Origin of the sequence: Chitinophaga sp. W3I9 (assembly GCF_050434025.1) — a bacterium.
Lineage (GTDB): Bacteria > Bacteroidota > Bacteroidia > Chitinophagales > Chitinophagaceae > Chitinophaga.
In genome coordinates this window covers 3,069,643-3,085,590 of the sequence record NZ_JBNPWC010000001.1, presented here as the reverse complement: position 1 = coordinate 3,085,590, position 15,948 = coordinate 3,069,643, and the positions used below count along the sequence as shown (strand labels likewise).

General features: G+C 50.4%; 12 protein-coding genes. 8 read left to right on the top strand and 4 right to left on the bottom strand.

Translation table 11 applies throughout. From position 1 onward, the window contains the following. Positions 1 to 10 precede the first annotated feature (10 nt). A complete protein-coding gene (locus QFZ51_RS12840; protein WP_429046329.1) occupies positions 11 to 514 on the bottom strand; it encodes a GNAT family N-acetyltransferase in 504 nt (167 codons plus the stop codon). 123 nt (positions 515 to 637) lie between these two features. Between QFZ51_RS12840 and QFZ51_RS12835 the strand changes: the two genes are divergently transcribed. The 8 genes from QFZ51_RS12835 to fucP all read left to right on the top strand — a co-directional run bounded on the left by QFZ51_RS12835 (position 638) and on the right by fucP (position 10,381). Then, entirely contained in the window at positions 638 to 1,657 is a 1,020-nt protein-coding gene (locus QFZ51_RS12835) for a LacI family DNA-binding transcriptional regulator (protein ID WP_429046328.1), read from the top strand. Positions 1,658 to 1,763: 106 nt separating this feature from the next. Further along, positions 1,764 to 2,906 (top strand): glycoside hydrolase family 172 protein, encoded by a 1,143-nt coding sequence (locus QFZ51_RS12830; protein ID WP_429046327.1) that lies wholly within the window; start codon positions 1,764 to 1,766, stop codon positions 2,904 to 2,906. A gap of 18 nt (positions 2,907 to 2,924) precedes the next feature. Then, positions 2,925 to 4,487: an aldehyde dehydrogenase (NADP(+)) gene (locus QFZ51_RS12825; RefSeq protein ID WP_429046326.1), complete on the top strand. Its 1,563-nt coding sequence runs from the start codon at positions 2,925 to 2,927 to the stop codon at positions 4,485 to 4,487. A gap of 9 nt (positions 4,488 to 4,496) precedes the next feature. Beyond that, positions 4,497 to 5,279 carry an SDR family oxidoreductase gene (locus tag QFZ51_RS12820; RefSeq protein WP_429046325.1) on the top strand — a complete coding sequence of 261 codons (783 nt, stop codon included), beginning with the start codon at positions 4,497 to 4,499 and terminating at the stop codon, positions 5,277 to 5,279. 20 nt (positions 5,280 to 5,299) lie between these two features. After that, a complete protein-coding gene (locus QFZ51_RS12815) occupies positions 5,300 to 6,940 on the top strand; it encodes a UxaA family hydrolase (protein WP_429046324.1) in 1,641 nt (546 codons plus the stop codon). Between the two features lie 33 nt (positions 6,941 to 6,973). Beyond that, a complete protein-coding gene (locus tag QFZ51_RS12810; protein WP_429046323.1) occupies positions 6,974 to 8,206 on the top strand; it encodes a DUF6786 family protein in 1,233 nt (410 codons plus the stop codon). Positions 8,207 to 8,212: 6 nt separating this feature from the next. Then, positions 8,213 to 9,073, top strand: coding sequence for a fumarylacetoacetate hydrolase family protein (locus tag QFZ51_RS12805; protein WP_429046322.1), 861 nt, complete (start codon positions 8,213 to 8,215; stop codon positions 9,071 to 9,073). Positions 9,074 to 9,088: 15 nt separating this feature from the next. Beyond that, on the top strand, positions 9,089 to 10,381 hold the full coding sequence (fucP, locus tag QFZ51_RS12800; protein ID WP_429046321.1) for an L-fucose:H+ symporter permease: 1,293 nt from the start codon (positions 9,089 to 9,091) through the stop codon (positions 10,379 to 10,381). On the opposite strand, the gene QFZ51_RS12795 is transcribed toward fucP, so the two are convergent. The 3 genes from QFZ51_RS12795 to QFZ51_RS12785 all read right to left on the bottom strand — a co-directional run bounded on the left by QFZ51_RS12795 (position 10,359) and on the right by QFZ51_RS12785 (position 15,905). Continuing rightward, positions 10,359 to 11,441: a hypothetical protein gene (locus QFZ51_RS12795; RefSeq protein WP_429046320.1), complete on the bottom strand. Its 1,083-nt coding sequence runs from the start codon at positions 11,439 to 11,441 to the stop codon at positions 10,359 to 10,361. The two genes, fucP and QFZ51_RS12795, sit on opposite strands and share 23 nt — an antisense overlap. 10 nt (positions 11,442 to 11,451) lie before the next feature. After that, on the bottom strand, positions 11,452 to 14,022 hold the full coding sequence (locus QFZ51_RS12790; protein ID WP_429046319.1) for a GH116 family glycosyl hydrolase: 2,571 nt from the start codon (positions 14,020 to 14,022) through the stop codon (positions 11,452 to 11,454). A 287-nt stretch (positions 14,023 to 14,309) separates the two neighbouring features. Further along, positions 14,310 to 15,905 (bottom strand): RagB/SusD family nutrient uptake outer membrane protein, encoded by a 1,596-nt coding sequence (locus tag QFZ51_RS12785; RefSeq protein WP_429046318.1) that lies wholly within the window; start codon positions 15,903 to 15,905, stop codon positions 14,310 to 14,312. Positions 15,906 to 15,948 lie beyond the last annotated feature (43 nt).

The following is a 15,948-nucleotide window of genomic DNA, read 5'->3' as shown; positions in this document are numbered from 1 at the left end:
TAGGGAAATATTACAGCATCTGCCAGTCGGCTTTTTGTAATACCATATTATGTGTGTGCCATATTTTCCCGCCTACCTCCGTGGTACCGGCCATCTCCGGGTTAATCCGGAAGCCCAGCTGCGTGTAACACGCAATAGCGTTGTGGTTCCAGTCGAACACATTCAGGTCAACCGCTGTATGTTCGGTAGTACTGAATAACCTGTTCACCATTTCCTTCACCACCTGTTTTCCCAATCCTTTATTACGCATGTTCTTGTCGCCTATCAGGATGCGGGACAAGCGGGGCATTTCCTTTTCAAAATTCAGCTCACAATGGCCAATCACCTCACCGGTTTCCAGTAACCGGATCTTAAAAGGTTTCTTTTGGGTTTGTTCCAGGTAGGCGGTTAGTTGCCCGTGGGTTAACGGGTAAGTAAACAACGGGCCTGCAAACTGTACCAATGCTTCTTCATTGTCGATCCAAGATATAAAACGGTCAAAGTCCGCAGCAGTAAATATTTCCAGTTGTATCATGCACTTAAAAATAGACCATTGCGGGTAAAAACACAAATACCTGGAGTTGGTCAAAAGTTCTTCTCTCAAAAAAAAATTACCCAAAAGCTTGCAAACTTAAACGTTTAAGCATATTTTTAAAAGATGAAGAAAGTCTCGCTGAAAGATATCGCTACCGAAGCAGGTGTGTCCACTGCGCTGGTATCTTATGTGCTGACCAACAAAGACAAGAAGGCCCGGATCGGGGAAGAGATGGCGAAGAAGATCCGTGAAATTGCGCGGAAGCTGAATTACCAGCCCAATCATATTGCACGCAGCCTTAAAAGCGGCCGGTCTTTTACCATTGGCCTGATCGTGGCGGATATCTCCAATCCTTTCTTTGCCAATATTGCGCGGACTATTGAAGACGAGGCCAAAAAGCACAATTACAACGTGATTTTTGGCAGCTCGGACGAAAACGTGGACAAGTCGCAGGACCTGATCAATGTGCTCGTAAACCGGCAGGTAGATGGCCTTATTATCACCCCTACCGAAGGATCGGAGCAACAGATCCTGCAACTGAAAGAGCAGAAGATCCCTTTTGTGCTGATCGACCGGTTCTTTCCGGAGATTCCGGCCAGTTATATTGCCGTTAATAACCGCGAGTCCGCCGCAACAGCAGTATCGCATCTTATTAAAATGGGCAGCAAACGGATTGGCATGGTGGCTTATAAAACCACGCTGCACCATATCAGCGAAAGGATAGGCGGCTACCAGGATGCGTTGCAGCAACATGATATAAAAGCAAGTAATAGTTTACTGAAGAAGGCAAGGTACTCGCATTTGAAAGAAGATATCAGGCTGGCAATTGATCAGCTGCTGAAAGGAAAACAGCCGGCAGATGCGATCTTCTTTGCCACCAACAGCCTGGCTATAGAGGGCCTGAAATACATTAATACACTGGGTATACGCATACCCGATGACCTGGCGGTGATTACATTTGATGAAGGAGAAGCGCTGGATTTGTTTTACGCACCCGTAACATTTGTGAGACAACCGATCCTTGAAATAGGAAAGGCCGCAGTGCGCGTGCTGCTGGAACAGATCCTGGACCATACTACTGCCACCACCGCGATTTGTATTGATACGACGCTGGTGGTAAGAAAATCCTGTGGCAGCCGGTAACACGCGACCACGTACGAAAGTGATCTTTAAAAATTTACCCGATTGCTTAAACGATAAAGCTATATTCAGCAGAAACCCGTAAAACCTAATCTTTTAATATTCACGTATGATGAAAAAGTTATTGCTTCTTTCTTTTATTGCGCTCCTCACATGGACGGCCACCAGCGCCCAGCAACCCTTTAATGGCCTGGAGATGAACATGGGAAATCTGTACCGTTTGTCTGATGCCAAAACCCGTTCTATCAGCCCGGAAAACTTTACCGGCGAACCCGGTAAAGGCGGCATGGCCACACTTGATCAGGGTAATGCCCGCGGCGCAGCAAAAGAGCTGGGCCAGGGATGGAAAGTAAATCCTTATATTCATATTGAGCCGGGGAAAACCGTTACCCTCGCGGAAATTAGCGGCCCCGGCGCCATCCAGCACATATGGATGACACCCACCGGCAACTGGCGCTACTCTATCCTCCGTTTTTACTGGGACGATGAAACCACGCCTTCTGTAGAAGTGCCGGTAGGCGATTTCTTTGGGATGGGCTGGGGCGAATATGCACCCCTCAATTCACTGGCCGTATGCGTAAATCCAGGCAGCGCCTTCAACTGTTACTGGGCTATGCCCTTCCGCAAGAAGTGCCGCATCACCATGGAAAATATCAACACTGAAAGAATGACCTTGTACTATCAGGTAGACTACACGCTTACTAACGTGCCTGAAGACGCCGGCTATTTCCATGCACAGTTCCGCCGCAATAATCCCGTGAAAGACGCGAGCTTTACCATGATCGATGGTGTGAAGGGAAAAGGCCAGTACGTAGGCACCTACATCGCCTGGGGCGTTAATAACAACGGCTGGTGGGGCGAAGGAGAAATAAAATTCTTTATGGATGGCGATAAACAATATCCTACTATTTGCGGCACCGGCACGGAAGATTATTTCTGCGGCTCCTACAACTTCGACACGAAAGGCCGCTACCAGGAATTCTGCACACCTTATTCCGGATTATCGCAGGTAATACGCCCCGATGGATTGTATAAATCACAGCAACGGTTTGGATTGTACCGCTGGCACATTATGGACCCGGTACGTTTTGAAAAAGAACTGAAGATCACCATCCAGGATCTGGGCTGGCGCAGCGGCGGACGTTATCTTCCGCAACAATCGGATATCAGCAGCGTAGTGTACTGGTACCAGCGTGAACCACACGCACCGTTTCCGAAACTGCCGGCAATGAACGACCTGGAAGTAAATTAATCATAAAAATACAGGAAGATGAACAGAACCTCGTTGACAGGATTGCAGATGATAGGCAATAACTTTTCCGGTGAAGGCGACCAAACCTTCCGGGCATTCGCGCCTGCGCAGCAGCAATGGCTGCCGCAGGAATTCAGGGAAGCTACTACCGGTGAAATTGATTCGGCTTTAAACTTAGCCGCACAGGCTTTCACCGTTTATAAAAAAACAACATCGCTGCAAAGGGCCGCTTTCCTTGAGGCGATTGCAGAGGAAATAATTTCCCTGGGAGATGAATTAATCAACGTTGCGTCGGCAGAGAGCGGGCTGCCACTGCCGAGGCTGCAGGGCGAAAGAGACCGCACCACCGGTCAGCTGCGGCTGTTTGCCGCTACCATCATGGAAGGCTCGTGGGTAAATGCGCGGATCACCACGCCTGCTCCGGACCTGCGGCAAATGCAGATTCCCATAGGCGTTACCGGTATCTTTGGCGCCAGCAATTTTCCGCTGGCATTTTCCGTGGCGGGAGGGGATACCACCGCCGCACTGGCGGCCGGCTGTACCGTGGTGTTCAAAGCACATCCTGCACATCCGCATACTTCGCATTTAACTGCTACGGCTATACGTAAAGCAGTACTCCGTACCAATATGCCCGATGGCGTATTCTCGCTGGTGCATGGCACCTCCCATGAAACAGGGCAATACCTGGCCGCTCATCCGCTGGTATCTGCCATCGCCTTTACCGGCTCCTTCAAAGGAGGAAAAGCACTATATGATACGGCTACACGAAGAGCAGTACCTATCCCGGTATTTGCGGAAATGGGCAGCGTAAACCCGGTATTTTTTCTTCCGGGGATACTCCGGGAGAAAGGCGCTGCCCTGGCCACACAATTCCTGCAATCTGTTACCCTTGGCACCGGGCAGTTTTGTACCAATCCCGGTTTGTTCATCACCGCAGCCGGCGGGTCCACCGATACCTTTATCAGCGCCCTGCAGCAAGGCATAGGCACACTGCCCAATGGTTATATGCTCACACCGGGGATCCTGGCGGCGTATAACAACGGTATTGCCACCCTGCGTGAGCAGGGCGTACAAATACTGGGCGAAGCCACTCCTGCCGATCAACAGGCAGCCCCCAGCCTGCTGCAGGTTACCGCAGCGCAGGCATTGGAAAACCCGGCTCTTTGTCATGAGGTATTTGGCCCCTCTTCCCTGCATATTCATGCCGGCAGCATCGAAGAAATATACACGGTAGCCAGGAAGCTGGAAGGTCAGCTCACCGCTACCGTTCACGGTACCGAAGAAGAACTGCAGCAACACGCTGCTTTGATCGATATCTTACGGGAGAAAGCCGGCAGGATCATCATCAATGGATTTCCTACAGGCGTAGCCGTTAGTCATGCGATGGTACATGGCGGCCCCTGGCCGGCTACTACGCCGGCCGCAGGCACATCCGTAGGCACCGCAGCGATCTATCGCTTCTGCCGCCCCGTATGTTACCAGGACTTCCCCGCTTACCTGCTGCCACCGGAACTTCAGGATGAAAATCCAACGAATATATGGCGACAGGTGAATGGCGATATTTCAAAAAAATCCCTCTAAATAGTACGTATGGACCTGGGTTTAAAAGATAAGATCATCATCGTAACCGGCGGCGCCAAAGGCATTGGCGCCGCTATCAGCGCAGTGCTGGCACAGGAAGGCGCCATCCCTGTCATTATCGGCAGAAGTGAAGCCGATAATCTCCTGCAACTGGAACGTATCCGTGAAGCAGGTGGCCAGGGCGCACAGGCAGTAGCGGAACTCACCGATCCGCAGGCCTGCGAAAAAGCCGTGGCCGCAGTTGCCGCGGAATTCGGGCGCATCGACGGGCTGGTGAACAATGCAGGTATCAACGATGGCATTGGGCTGGAGAAAGGAAACTACGAAGCGTTTATGCAATCACTGCACCGCAACCTCGTACACTATTACCTGATGGCGCATCATGCACTTCCCTACCTCAAAATATCAAAAGGCGCCATTGTAAATATCACTTCAAAAACCGCAGAAACCGGTCAGGGTAATACTTCCGCTTACGCTGCCGCCAACGGTGGCCGCAATGCGCTTACCCGTGAATGGGCCGTGGAACTGTTGCCTTTTAGCATCCGTGTAAACGCCATCGTGGTAGCTGAGTCGTGGACGCCTTTATACGAAAACTGGATCAATACCTTCCCCGACAAAGAAGCAAAACTGGCCAGCATCGTGGAACGTATTCCCCTCGAAAAACGCATGACCACCCCAGAAGAAATTGCACAAATGACCGCCTTCCTCCTGTCGGGAAAATCGAGCCATACCACCGGGCAACTTATTCATGTGGATGGCGGCTATGTACACCTCGACAGGGCACTGGTATAAATTATTTTATTCAAGCAATAATGAAACAAAGCATATTACAAATCCATCCTGGTGACAATGTTTGGGTAGCCTTGCAAAACATTCCTGCCGGCACCGCGGTGAGCAATGGCGGGCAAACTGTAACGGCTATACGTGATGTTGCCGCCAAACATAAAATAACGGCGGGCAATATCCCGAAAGATGCGCCCATCATTATGTACGGCGTACTGGTAGGACTGGCCAATGAAGATCTTCCTGCCGGGGAACTCATCACCACCGGGAACATACGCCATGCCTCCGGTCAGTTCAGCGTGAGCGGTGAGCGGCATGCCGAATGGACACCGCCGGATACATCTCCCTGGGAAAACCGCACCTTTATGGGCTACTACCGTAATGACGGCCGCGTAGGCACCGGTAACTACTGGGTAATTATTCCGCTGGTGTTCTGCGAAAACCGCAACGTACAACTGCTGCATGAAATGCTGGTGAAAGAGCTGGGCTACCGGGAACCCTCTCCCTATGAATCCATGCTGCAACAATTGCTGCAGGATTTCCGGCAGGGCGTACAACCAGGTCGTTCCACCGCTGCGGCCACGCTTACGCTGCCCACCCGGACCTTTCCCAATATAGATGGTATTAAATTACTCACGCACACCATGGGCTGCGGCGGCACTAAAGATGATGCACGCACGCTCTGCGGATTACTGGCGGGCTATATCACCCATCCCAATGTGGCCGGTGCTACGGTGTTAAGCCTCGGATGCCAGAATGCTCAGATCAGTATCCTCAAAGAAGAAATTGAAAAACGTTCGCCCGGCTTCGACAGACCGGTGATCTATCTCGAACAACAACAGGTAGGTTCGGAAAAAGAACTGATGACACAGGCATTGCAACAAACTTTTGAAGGGTTAACGCAGGCCAACAGCTGGCAGCGGCAACCGGCCCCACTCAGCAAATTATGCATTGGCATGGAATGCGGCGGCTCCGATGGATTTTCCGGTATCTCTGCCAACCCCGCTGTTGGCAAAGTGGCTGATATAGTGGTAGCGCTGGGTGGTTCGGTAATACTTTCAGAATTCCCGGAACTGTGCGGTGTGGAGCAGGAACTGAGCGATCGGTGTGTTACCACGGATATGGCTGCACGCTATGTGCAACTGATGCGCGACTATGCCAGCAGAGCGGAAGCCGTAGGCTCCGGCTTCGACTCCAATCCTTCATCCGGTAATATCCGCGACGGCCTGATTACAGACGCCATCAAATCTGCAGGGGCGGCGAAGAAAGGAGGCTCCTCTCCTGTAACCGATGTAATAGATTATCCCGGTTGGGCACAACATCCCGGTCTTGCCCTGCTCTGTACTCCCGGTAGCGATGTAGAATCCACTACAGCGGAAGTAGGCGCAGGCGCCAACATCGTACTGTTCACCACCGGCCTCGGTACGCCTACCGGCAACCCTGTTACACCAGTCGTTAAATTATCTACCAACAGTATACTTTCCCGCAAAATGCATGATATCATTGATCTTGATACCGGCACCATCATCAGCGGAGAAGAAACCATCGATGAAGTGGCCGTCCGCATTATGGACATGGTGATCAATACCGCCAGCGGCAACTACCAGACAAAAGCACAGGTACTCGGCCAGGATGATTTTATTCCCTGGAAAAGAGGGGTATCACTATAGTTCATATTTTATCAAGCTAAAAATGCCATCGTTATGAAATCTATCCTTCTCTCCGGTTGTATTGCTGCAGCGCTTTTTAGCTGTAACGGCGCCGGACCAACGAAAGCACCCGATCATATGAAGCCCGTAAATTTTGGTGAAGACGTATCCTTTTTACAACAACATCTGAAGAATGTTGTGGTATTGAAAAATGGCAGCGACAGCGGCCGGCTGGTGGTTACAGGCGACTACCAGGCCCGCGTAATGACCAGCACTACCGGCGGCGACAAAGGAAAGAGCTTTGGCTGGATCAACTACAACCTGGTGTCATCGCAGCAATACGCGCCGCACATCAATGCCTTTGGCGGCGAAGAACGCTTCTGGCTGGGCCCTGAAGGCGGACAATATGCACTCTTCTTTCCCCCGGGAAAACCTTTCGACTTTCCCAACTGGCAAACGCCCGGCCTGATAGATACGGCACATTATACGGTAACTGCGCAATCGGAGAATAGTATTACCTATCAACAGGAAGGAACGATTCAAAATTATAAAGGCAGTACCTTTCAATTGCAGATCAACAGAACCATCCGGTTGCTGAACAACGCCGACATCGTTTCCAGTATTGGATTTGCATTACCTGCAGGTATTAGCAGCGTAGCCTATGAAACCGACAATACCATCACCAATAAAGGCGACAGCAGCTGGCAGGAAGAAAACGGATTGCTGAGCATCTGGCTGCTGGGCATGTTTAAACCATCCGATCAAACCGCCATTGTGGCGCCTTTCAGACCAGGTCGGGATGCCAGGCAACATATTACGGATGATTATTTCGGTAAGATACCACCACAGAATTTACAGGTAAAAGACAGCCTGCTGCTATTCCGCGCAGATGGAAAGTCGCGTGGCAAACTGGGCCTTTCTCCCCTCGTGGCTAAAAGAGGCGCAGGCAGTATTGACCTTGAAAACAACACGCTCACGGTATTGCTTTATGATGTAGTACCACAGGGCCGTTATGTAAATTCAAAATGGGAATTGCAGAAAGAACCATTCAAAGGTGATGCAGTGAATTGCTACAATGATGGTCCCCTTGCCGACGGCACACAAATGGGCCCCTTCTATGAAGTAGAGTCCTCCTCCGATGCGCGGGCCCTAAAGGCAGGCGAATCGCTCCGTTACCGGCAAACGACCCTGCACTTTGAAGGCGACCGTAAAGCATTGCAGGCGCTGGCTATGCAGTTATGGCAACTCCCACTGGAAGACGTTCAACATTTTCTTACCAACAAATAATTCCAAATGAATAGCATCCGCATTTATAAAACCACTACTACTTTACTCATCGCCTACCAGGAGCAGTACTACACTGTTATTGCCGGCTGGAATGAATTCGTAAACAGGGAAGGATTATACCAGCGCGTGGTAGAAGATCTGAAAGGATTGTCGCCTGTTGAAAAATCCGTGGCTGAAAAAATACTGGCAACAGCGCTGCAGCCACCTATTGGTTCACAGGAAGTATGGGCCGCTGGCGTTACCTATTACCGGAGCCGCACCGCGCGTATGGAAGAATCAGAGATATCAGGCGGCGCCACTTTTTATGATAAAGTATATGTAGCCGAACGTCCTGAATTATTTTTCAAGGCTACGCCACACCGTGTAGCCGGTCATGGGCAAACCGTGTATATCCGTGAAGACTCTTCCTGGGATGTACCCGAGCCGGAACTGACCTTATTTATCAGCAGCAAAGGTACTATTGAAGGCTATACCATCGGCAACGACATGAGTTCGCGCAGCATAGAAGGGGAAAATCCTTTGTATCTGCCGCAGGCAAAAGTATACGAGAAATGCGCCGGGCTTGGCCCTTGCCTGATGGTGCCTGATAAACCGGTTCCCCCGGACACTATCATCCGCATGTCTATTTACCGGAACAACGAAGTGCAATATTCCGACAGCGTGCCGATCAGCCAGATGAAACGCAGTCACCAGGAGCTGGTGGATTTCTTATACCGTGGCTGCGCTTTCCCTGATGGTTGTTTCCTGATGACCGGCACCTGCCTGGTACCGGACAATAGTTTTACGTTACAGGACAACGACCGGGTAGAGATCAGCATCGATCATATAGGACAGCTGGTGAACGAAGTACAGACTTACCGCTTATAATTAAAAAACATCTTTATGAATTCCACTGCAGCCATCCAACAAGAGGCGTCCACCGCTTCTCCTGCTTCGCGTCAGCTGAAACTTGCTACTGTACTTATTATCAGCCTCTTCTTTTTATGGGCGCTCACGGGCAATCTCATTCCTGTATTAATACCACATCTCCGGAAAGCCTGCCAGCTGAATGATTTCCAGTCGGCTTTTATTGACGCTGCCTATTGGATCAGCTATTTCTTTTTTGCTTTGCCGGCGGCCTGGGTGATGCGCAAATGGAGTTACAAAACCGGTATCATCACGGGTTTGCTCATTGCCGCTGCGGGGGCTGTGCTGTTTTTCCCCGCCGCAGAACTGCGTTCATTTGGTTTATTCCTCTTTGCCCTGTTCCTGGTAGCCGCTGGCATGACCTTCCTGGAAACCGCTGCCAATCCGTATATCACCATTATGGGCACACCCGAAACAGCGGTGCAGCGACTCAATTTTGCGCAGGCTTTTAATGGCCTGGGCGCTTTTGTAGCGGCTTTTTTCCTGAGTAAAGTGATCCTTTCGGGAAAGGAGCTCACGGCTGCGCAAAGCAGCAGCATGTCGCCCGAAGCATTGAATCAATACCTGCTTACCGAAGCACGTTCCGTTCAGGTTCCCTACCTGGCAATTGCAGGCGTGTTGCTGTTTACAGCGCTATTGTTCCGGTTAGTACGATTCCCAAAAATACATGAAGAGCATAGTGGCGGCTTGAGTATTAACCTGCGTGTATTCAGGCATGTTCATTTCCGGTGGGGGGTGATCGCACAGTTCGCATATGTAGGTGCGCAGGTTTGTATCTCCAGTTTCTTTATCCGCTATGCAGGTTATAGTGGTCATATGCAGGAGAAAGAGGCGACTACCTATTTGGGATTATTATTGCTTTGCTTTATGACGGGCAGGTATGCGGGTACATTATTCATGCGGAAAATAGCACCGCAACGATTATTGCTGCTATACAGCATTGCGTGCGTATTATTGTTGTGTTACAGTGTAGCCGTTGGCGGTAGAACGGGCGTTTACTTTTTGCTGGCGGTGGAATTCTTTATGTCTATTATGTTTCCTACTATTTTTTCACTGGCGATTAAAGATCTTGGTAACGAAACGAAATCAGCGTCTGCTTTCCTGGTAATGTCTATCGTAGGTGGAGCGTTGATACCACTGGCCTTGGGCGCAGTGAGTTTTTACAGCAACGTGCAGCTGGCATATACTATACCGTTGATTTGTTTTGCGGTGGTGGGTTATTATGCGTTAAGACGAGCGGCGCCGGTTACTGTTCCAGCAATTCACTAATGGGTTTACGGGTCAGTCCAAAATATACTTTCTGACCGGCATTATATTTTTCCCGTAATTCAAAGTTTTCGAAAGATGGACCACCGGGGATATTGATGTATGCGTTCGGATCGGTGCTTCCACCGCTCCAATATTTCGCCCGCCCGTTTACCCTTACCTGTAGAGAACTATCGGCCTCACTGGCTTCTTTGCGCCAGTATTGGGTAAGTGTATAAAAAGGGCGGTACCGCCAGCCCCAGCGGGCGGCGTGTTGTTCATCCTCCGGCCAGGCGGCCAGCTCCTTTAATGATTCGTCGGGTTGCGCCATTACCAGGTAGTCCCCGCTTTTATTACGCAACAGCTGCTGTACGGGGTACGGTGCTTTTTCCACGAACCCGGTGCCATCATACCCGTCATATAACGTTTTCGCATACACGACTTTATCCTTCAGGTGTAATTTCCTCAATCGTGCATAATTGCCCATGGTAGCGGTGATGCCACATCGCTCCATGGGCGTGCCACCTGGCTGGTGGAATACTTCTATACATAGTTCTTCCGGCCGGTTGCTGCTGATGCTCAAACGGAGGTAAGGCCGGGCGCCGTTTTCAAATGCTTCCATGAAAACATATAAGCTGAGGGTAGTATATTCCGGATGCTGCGGATCAGGATGTGAAAGCACGCCACGGGTACCGGCAGCAGCCGTAAACCGGCCTGGATCGTTGGTTTCGCCGGTCCACATCAACTTGCCCCACTTCCCGTCTACCCGTGAAGGGGAGATTTCACTGAACTCAATTTTACCATTCACCACCGGCTCTATAGCGATGTAGTTAAGATGGTACACGATGCCTTTCCATTCATACCCGATGCGCAGCAGTCCCCGGGGGCCGCCATCATTGCCGGGCCGCGCGCCTTCTATCGCAGCTGGCCAAAGCCCGATTACAATACCATTGCGTATCCCCCACACCGGTGGACTGGCGGCATTATCAGGTCTGATCCATTGCGGTTCCGACGCTGGTTGCTGCGCAGATGCAGTGCTAACGGCAACGATTATACTAAAAACCAGGCAGCGGTAAATGTTCATCTGTTATTATTTAAACGGCGGATTGTTGCAGCGGGATCGTTTTTCCCCCAACTATCGCGTGTATGGCCGGAATAGTACCATAGGCCACAGTTAAGGAAGGTACACCTTTCTTCCAGCTCACAGTGCCAAAACCTTTGTCGGTGGCCAGGAAGCTGCTGAAGTCGCCGATCTTTGAATCGATATGGATGGCTTTATCCACCGCGTCGTACCGTACGCCGGTAAGTCCCTGCAGTAAGCCGTAGCTCGACATTGCCCGGGCGTACCAGTGCCCGCATTCATATTCATTGAAAGGATTCCTGACGGTACCATCATACCGTTGACGGCAGGCACGTACAATATCAAGTCCCTTTTCCACTTCACCCTGGAACATCAGGTGGGAAGCCACCTGGTATTCGATGCCGGTCCATACTTCATTGCTGTACACAAACGGCAGCGACAACATGCCGCCCTTTGGCCAGGAGCATAGCAGCAGTCCGCCTTCATGCCCCAGTGCATAAGTAGAGCGTTGCGGGTTTTCATGTTGTTGCAGGTCTTTTTTAAGATTGTATTTATGTACGGCCAGTAAGTGGTTTTTTGTTTTGGCAGGATCAACGGGTTCCGGCAGGCCGCATACGCGTGCAATCCAGGAACCCAGCACGCCATCTGAGAGGCATCCTGTACCATATTGATATTTGGGTCCTTCCTTTTTCAGCAGGGCCAATGCTTCCGGCGAGTACTGGGTGCTAAACGACTGCGCTTTTACCGGATCGGGCGCCTGCAGGTCGGTCCATTTTATTTGCTGTATAAAATATTCGCCGTTGTATAACTCCGTTTCCAGGTATTGCTTCCCTTTTGCATAAAGCGTTTTGTAGGCGCTAACATCTTCGCCAAGAAAGGCGCCCATTGCAGTGAACGCCGTGAGTGCCCCCAGATAGAAACTCGTACACATGCCGGTAGGGCCCCAGAATTCAATGTCATAAGTATTATGATGCGGTTCTTCCACAATACCTTTTCTTTTCGGATCCCAGGTGCGGATACAATAATCCATGCTCACTTTCACCAGCGGGAACATTTTCCTCAGCCAGTCGTTATCCCCGCTGACACGCCAGTCGCGGTACATTTTCATAATTCCTCCCAGCTGGCCATCGGCAGCTGAATGGAAGTTATGCACCAATGGCGAAATGGGGATATTTGCGCGGAAGCCCTGGTGTCCTTCCGTATTTTGATTTTCATGAAACTCGGTATGGCGTAAACTTCTTTCCAATGCTGGAAACAGGTGTGGTACTGCCTGTGCATAATTCCATACATGCGTGCACGTGCCGTGGCAACTTCCCCAACTGTCGCCGGAGCCTTCCCAGCACCAGAAGCGGCCATCATACTGCCGCATCACGGTAGCGGATTTCAGGATGGTGAGGTTGGCGGCTACTGCTTCCAGCACTTCGGGCGGTAAAGTGCTTTTATAAAAGGTATTTGTAAAAAGAGATGTTTGCCTGTACAGTTCATCATAGTGGCCGGACCAGTAATCGGCTGCTTCCGCCACATCTTTAAACCTGCTGCTGTACCAGGGCCGGTAATATTTGCCGGTAGCGGGAGTGCCGCCACCCGGACTATCACCTATATGCAGTTTTGAATCCGGCACATACCAGGTCATCATCAAACGGATCACTTTTTTCTCACCGGGTTGCAAACGGAAAGGCACATACAAAGATCCTCCGGGTGCGTCTTTCTCTACAGGTGCGGTGTTACGTGTTTCGCCTGCTTTTACGGTATTCCATGACATTGTTAAGGGATCGAACCAACCGCCCCGGAACCAGCAATGATCCACAATAGTGGAGGGCTCCGTAGTAAAGATGGCAAATTGGCCTTTCTTTTCGGGCGCATCCGGAATTGCCTCCTGCGATAAAACAAACCCTTGCGGCATAGCCTTTACACTATTCCCTGTGTCCCCCTGCCGCATAAAGTTGCGGGCATGATAGGAAAAGATATATTCTTCCGGTTTGGCGCCGGTGTTGGTAAACTGGTATTCCAGAGCGCCAAAAGGCATGCTGGCATGATCTTCATCGCCCGGGGTAAAAGGGCTCCAGCCTTTTATGGATACCTGAAGCGGCAATGCGTTATCACGGAGACGGATATCCGCAAACGGGAAGCGTGCGTTAAAAGTGGATTCGTTGAAACGTGGCAGCCCCCAGGTGGCGCCGCCGGTGCCGCCCAACCCGGCATCGCGCTGCCCGAATTTTTTCCAGTCGGGCACATTCCCTTCAAGTACCCTCGCTCCATCTGGAATGCCCTTTATACTAATGGCGGCAAACATGGCCGGTTCATAAAACATTTCGGGATTATGGTGTACCGACATATGTGAAATAGCGCCGGTACCTTCCAGGCAAAACATGCCGGCGCCTATTCCTCCAACAGGAAAGGCTATACGGTTATTGTATTTTCCGCTGTACGTTTCATTAAAACGACGGCCACCGGGCGCCTTTTTTTCTCCCGGTGGAGGTGTTTCTTCCTTTGCCGCCAGCGCTATGGCAGGAATAGTGGTGGCGCCTAGGTAGGCAACAGCAATGTTTTTCAGAAAGAAACGCCGGTTGTTACTTTTTTTCATGTGGGTTCAAAATTTTAAACAGCCGGTAAGCGGTACCGCTGCTGCACTTTACAATAAAATCAACTATGGCTCTGCTGGTTAAATGTGTCGTTTTTCATCGTTTCTCCGTGGACCATTAATTCTGCTTACACGTTTAAGCAAAATAACAAGATTGAAACTAAAATAATTTATGATAGTATCCTAACGTTTGTGGAAATTTTATTTTGAAGGAAGGATTATTAGTTGCTGCCAAAAAAAAACGGGGATGACTAATCATCCCCGCGATCTTTATACAACCAAAATAGACCTCAATACCCCGGATTCTGTTTCAGATTATTATTCTTCTGTATCTCCGTTCTGGGTATCGGGAATAGCGTACGGTTAATATTATTGGTGGCGGCATGCGACAACCACGACTTTTTCGTAAACGCGCCAAACCGGATCATATCCGTGCGGCGATGGCCTTCCTGGTCAAACTCCCAGCCCAGCTCATCCAAAAAGCGGCCGAATGAAAGATCTGCACCGCCTTCATTGCTGAACTGATTATTCACGGCGTCTTTCATACCATATTGATAGGAACTGCCGCCTTTCAGCTGCGCACCAGTCACCACTGCCTTCGCGGGATTACCCACAAAATCACGTTGCCTTACCTGGGTAACAATGGCTGCAGCCTCGTCGGCCTTACCCGTACGGAGCAGGCTTTCCGCTTTCATCATCAACACTTCTGCGTAGCGGAACAGCGGATAGTCGTTACTCAACCGGTTGGTGGCGCCCATCTTTATTTCAAACTTTCCTAAACGGAAACCATGCACCGACTCTCCCTTTTCCAACCCCGGTAATTCATTCACGAAACTCAGCGGCTTCCCGGCGAAATCGCCCTGCGCCACAAACAGCATCTGGCCGCCGGCGGTGTACTGCTGGCCTTTGATCCAGTTATTCTGATAGCGGGCATCAGCAGCATCAAAGGTGCTGATGAATTGCGGAATAGCGCAGATGCCACCCCAGGGAGTATTCTTCAGGTTATAGGTCGACTGGTTTTCCTGCTGCAATGTTTGCATGTGCAGGTCAAAGGCATTCCAGTTATTGGTATAATCCTCATCCATCGGAATTGCCAATATGATTTCTTTTGAACTCTGGTTCTCTGTTACAAACACATTTTTCTGTGCCGGTTCCAGGATATACCCGGCGCCTGAATTCATAACGCTGTCGCAGGCACTGATACATTTTTCCCACTGCGGTGTACCGGTATACACACCTGCGTTCAGGTACATTTTAGCCAGCAGCGTAAAGGCCGCCCATTTGTTGAACTTGCCGTAGGTAGCCACCGTGTTATCCTTGCTCAGCAAGGGAATATTATCGGTGAGGTCTTTTACAATGAAGTCATACACTTCCTTACGCGTGCTTTGTTGAGGCAGAAATCCTGCAGGCAGATCAAACTGTGTTACCACGGGAACATTCCCGTAAAAATCGCAAAGAATGGCATAGTACGACGCGCGGAGCACCTTCAGTTCCGCGAGGGTGGCTTCTTTTTCATCTGTGATGGGTATCAGGCCGGATTCAATCTGGTAGATGATCCTGTTACAATTGGTGATACCTGCGTAGGTCCGGGACCAGGTTTGGTTTACCACATCGTCATCGGTAGTCCAGGTGTGCTTGTGCAAACGCTGGTATACCCCGTCATCAAACCATCCCCACGGGCGCTTTGGAATCACCAGCTGATCGCCAGTTACTTCCTGTGCCCGCCAAAGGCCATTCCAGTCCAGCAATATAAACCGCCATTGCGAGTATCCTGCGCCCACCAGCGCGGCAATATCATCTTTAGTAGGATTGAACTCCGTGGAGATGATGGTGGTGTATGGCTTATCTTTTAACTTGGTGCACGCCGACAGTAAAACAATAACCATCAGCAGATTTATTTTACGAAGCATTTTCATATGCGTGTTTTTG

Excerpts from the sequence above, each read along its gene's own strand:
- QFZ51_RS12840 (WP_429046329.1), bottom strand. The coding sequence starts at position 514 with ATGATACAACTGGAAATATTTACTGCTGCGGACTTTGACCGTTTTATA.
- QFZ51_RS12835 (WP_429046328.1), top strand. The coding sequence starts at position 638 with ATGAAGAAAGTCTCGCTGAAAGATATCGCTACCGAAGCAGGTGTGTCC.
- QFZ51_RS12830 (WP_429046327.1), top strand. The coding sequence starts at position 1,764 with ATGATGAAAAAGTTATTGCTTCTTTCTTTTATTGCGCTCCTCACATGG.
- QFZ51_RS12825 (WP_429046326.1), top strand. The coding sequence starts at position 2,925 with ATGAACAGAACCTCGTTGACAGGATTGCAGATGATAGGCAATAACTTT.
- QFZ51_RS12820 (WP_429046325.1), top strand. The coding sequence starts at position 4,497 with ATGGACCTGGGTTTAAAAGATAAGATCATCATCGTAACCGGCGGCGCC.
- QFZ51_RS12815 (WP_429046324.1), top strand. The coding sequence starts at position 5,300 with ATGAAACAAAGCATATTACAAATCCATCCTGGTGACAATGTTTGGGTA.
- QFZ51_RS12810 (WP_429046323.1), top strand. The coding sequence starts at position 6,974 with ATGAAATCTATCCTTCTCTCCGGTTGTATTGCTGCAGCGCTTTTTAGC.
- QFZ51_RS12805 (WP_429046322.1), top strand. The coding sequence starts at position 8,213 with ATGAATAGCATCCGCATTTATAAAACCACTACTACTTTACTCATCGCC.
- fucP (WP_429046321.1), top strand. The coding sequence starts at position 9,089 with ATGAATTCCACTGCAGCCATCCAACAAGAGGCGTCCACCGCTTCTCCT.
- QFZ51_RS12795 (WP_429046320.1), bottom strand. The coding sequence starts at position 11,441 with ATGAACATTTACCGCTGCCTGGTTTTTAGTATAATCGTTGCCGTTAGC.
- QFZ51_RS12790 (WP_429046319.1), bottom strand. The coding sequence starts at position 14,022 with ATGAAAAAAAGTAACAACCGGCGTTTCTTTCTGAAAAACATTGCTGTT.
- QFZ51_RS12785 (WP_429046318.1), bottom strand. The coding sequence starts at position 15,905 with ATGGTTATTGTTTTACTGTCGGCGTGCACCAAGTTAAAAGATAAGCCA.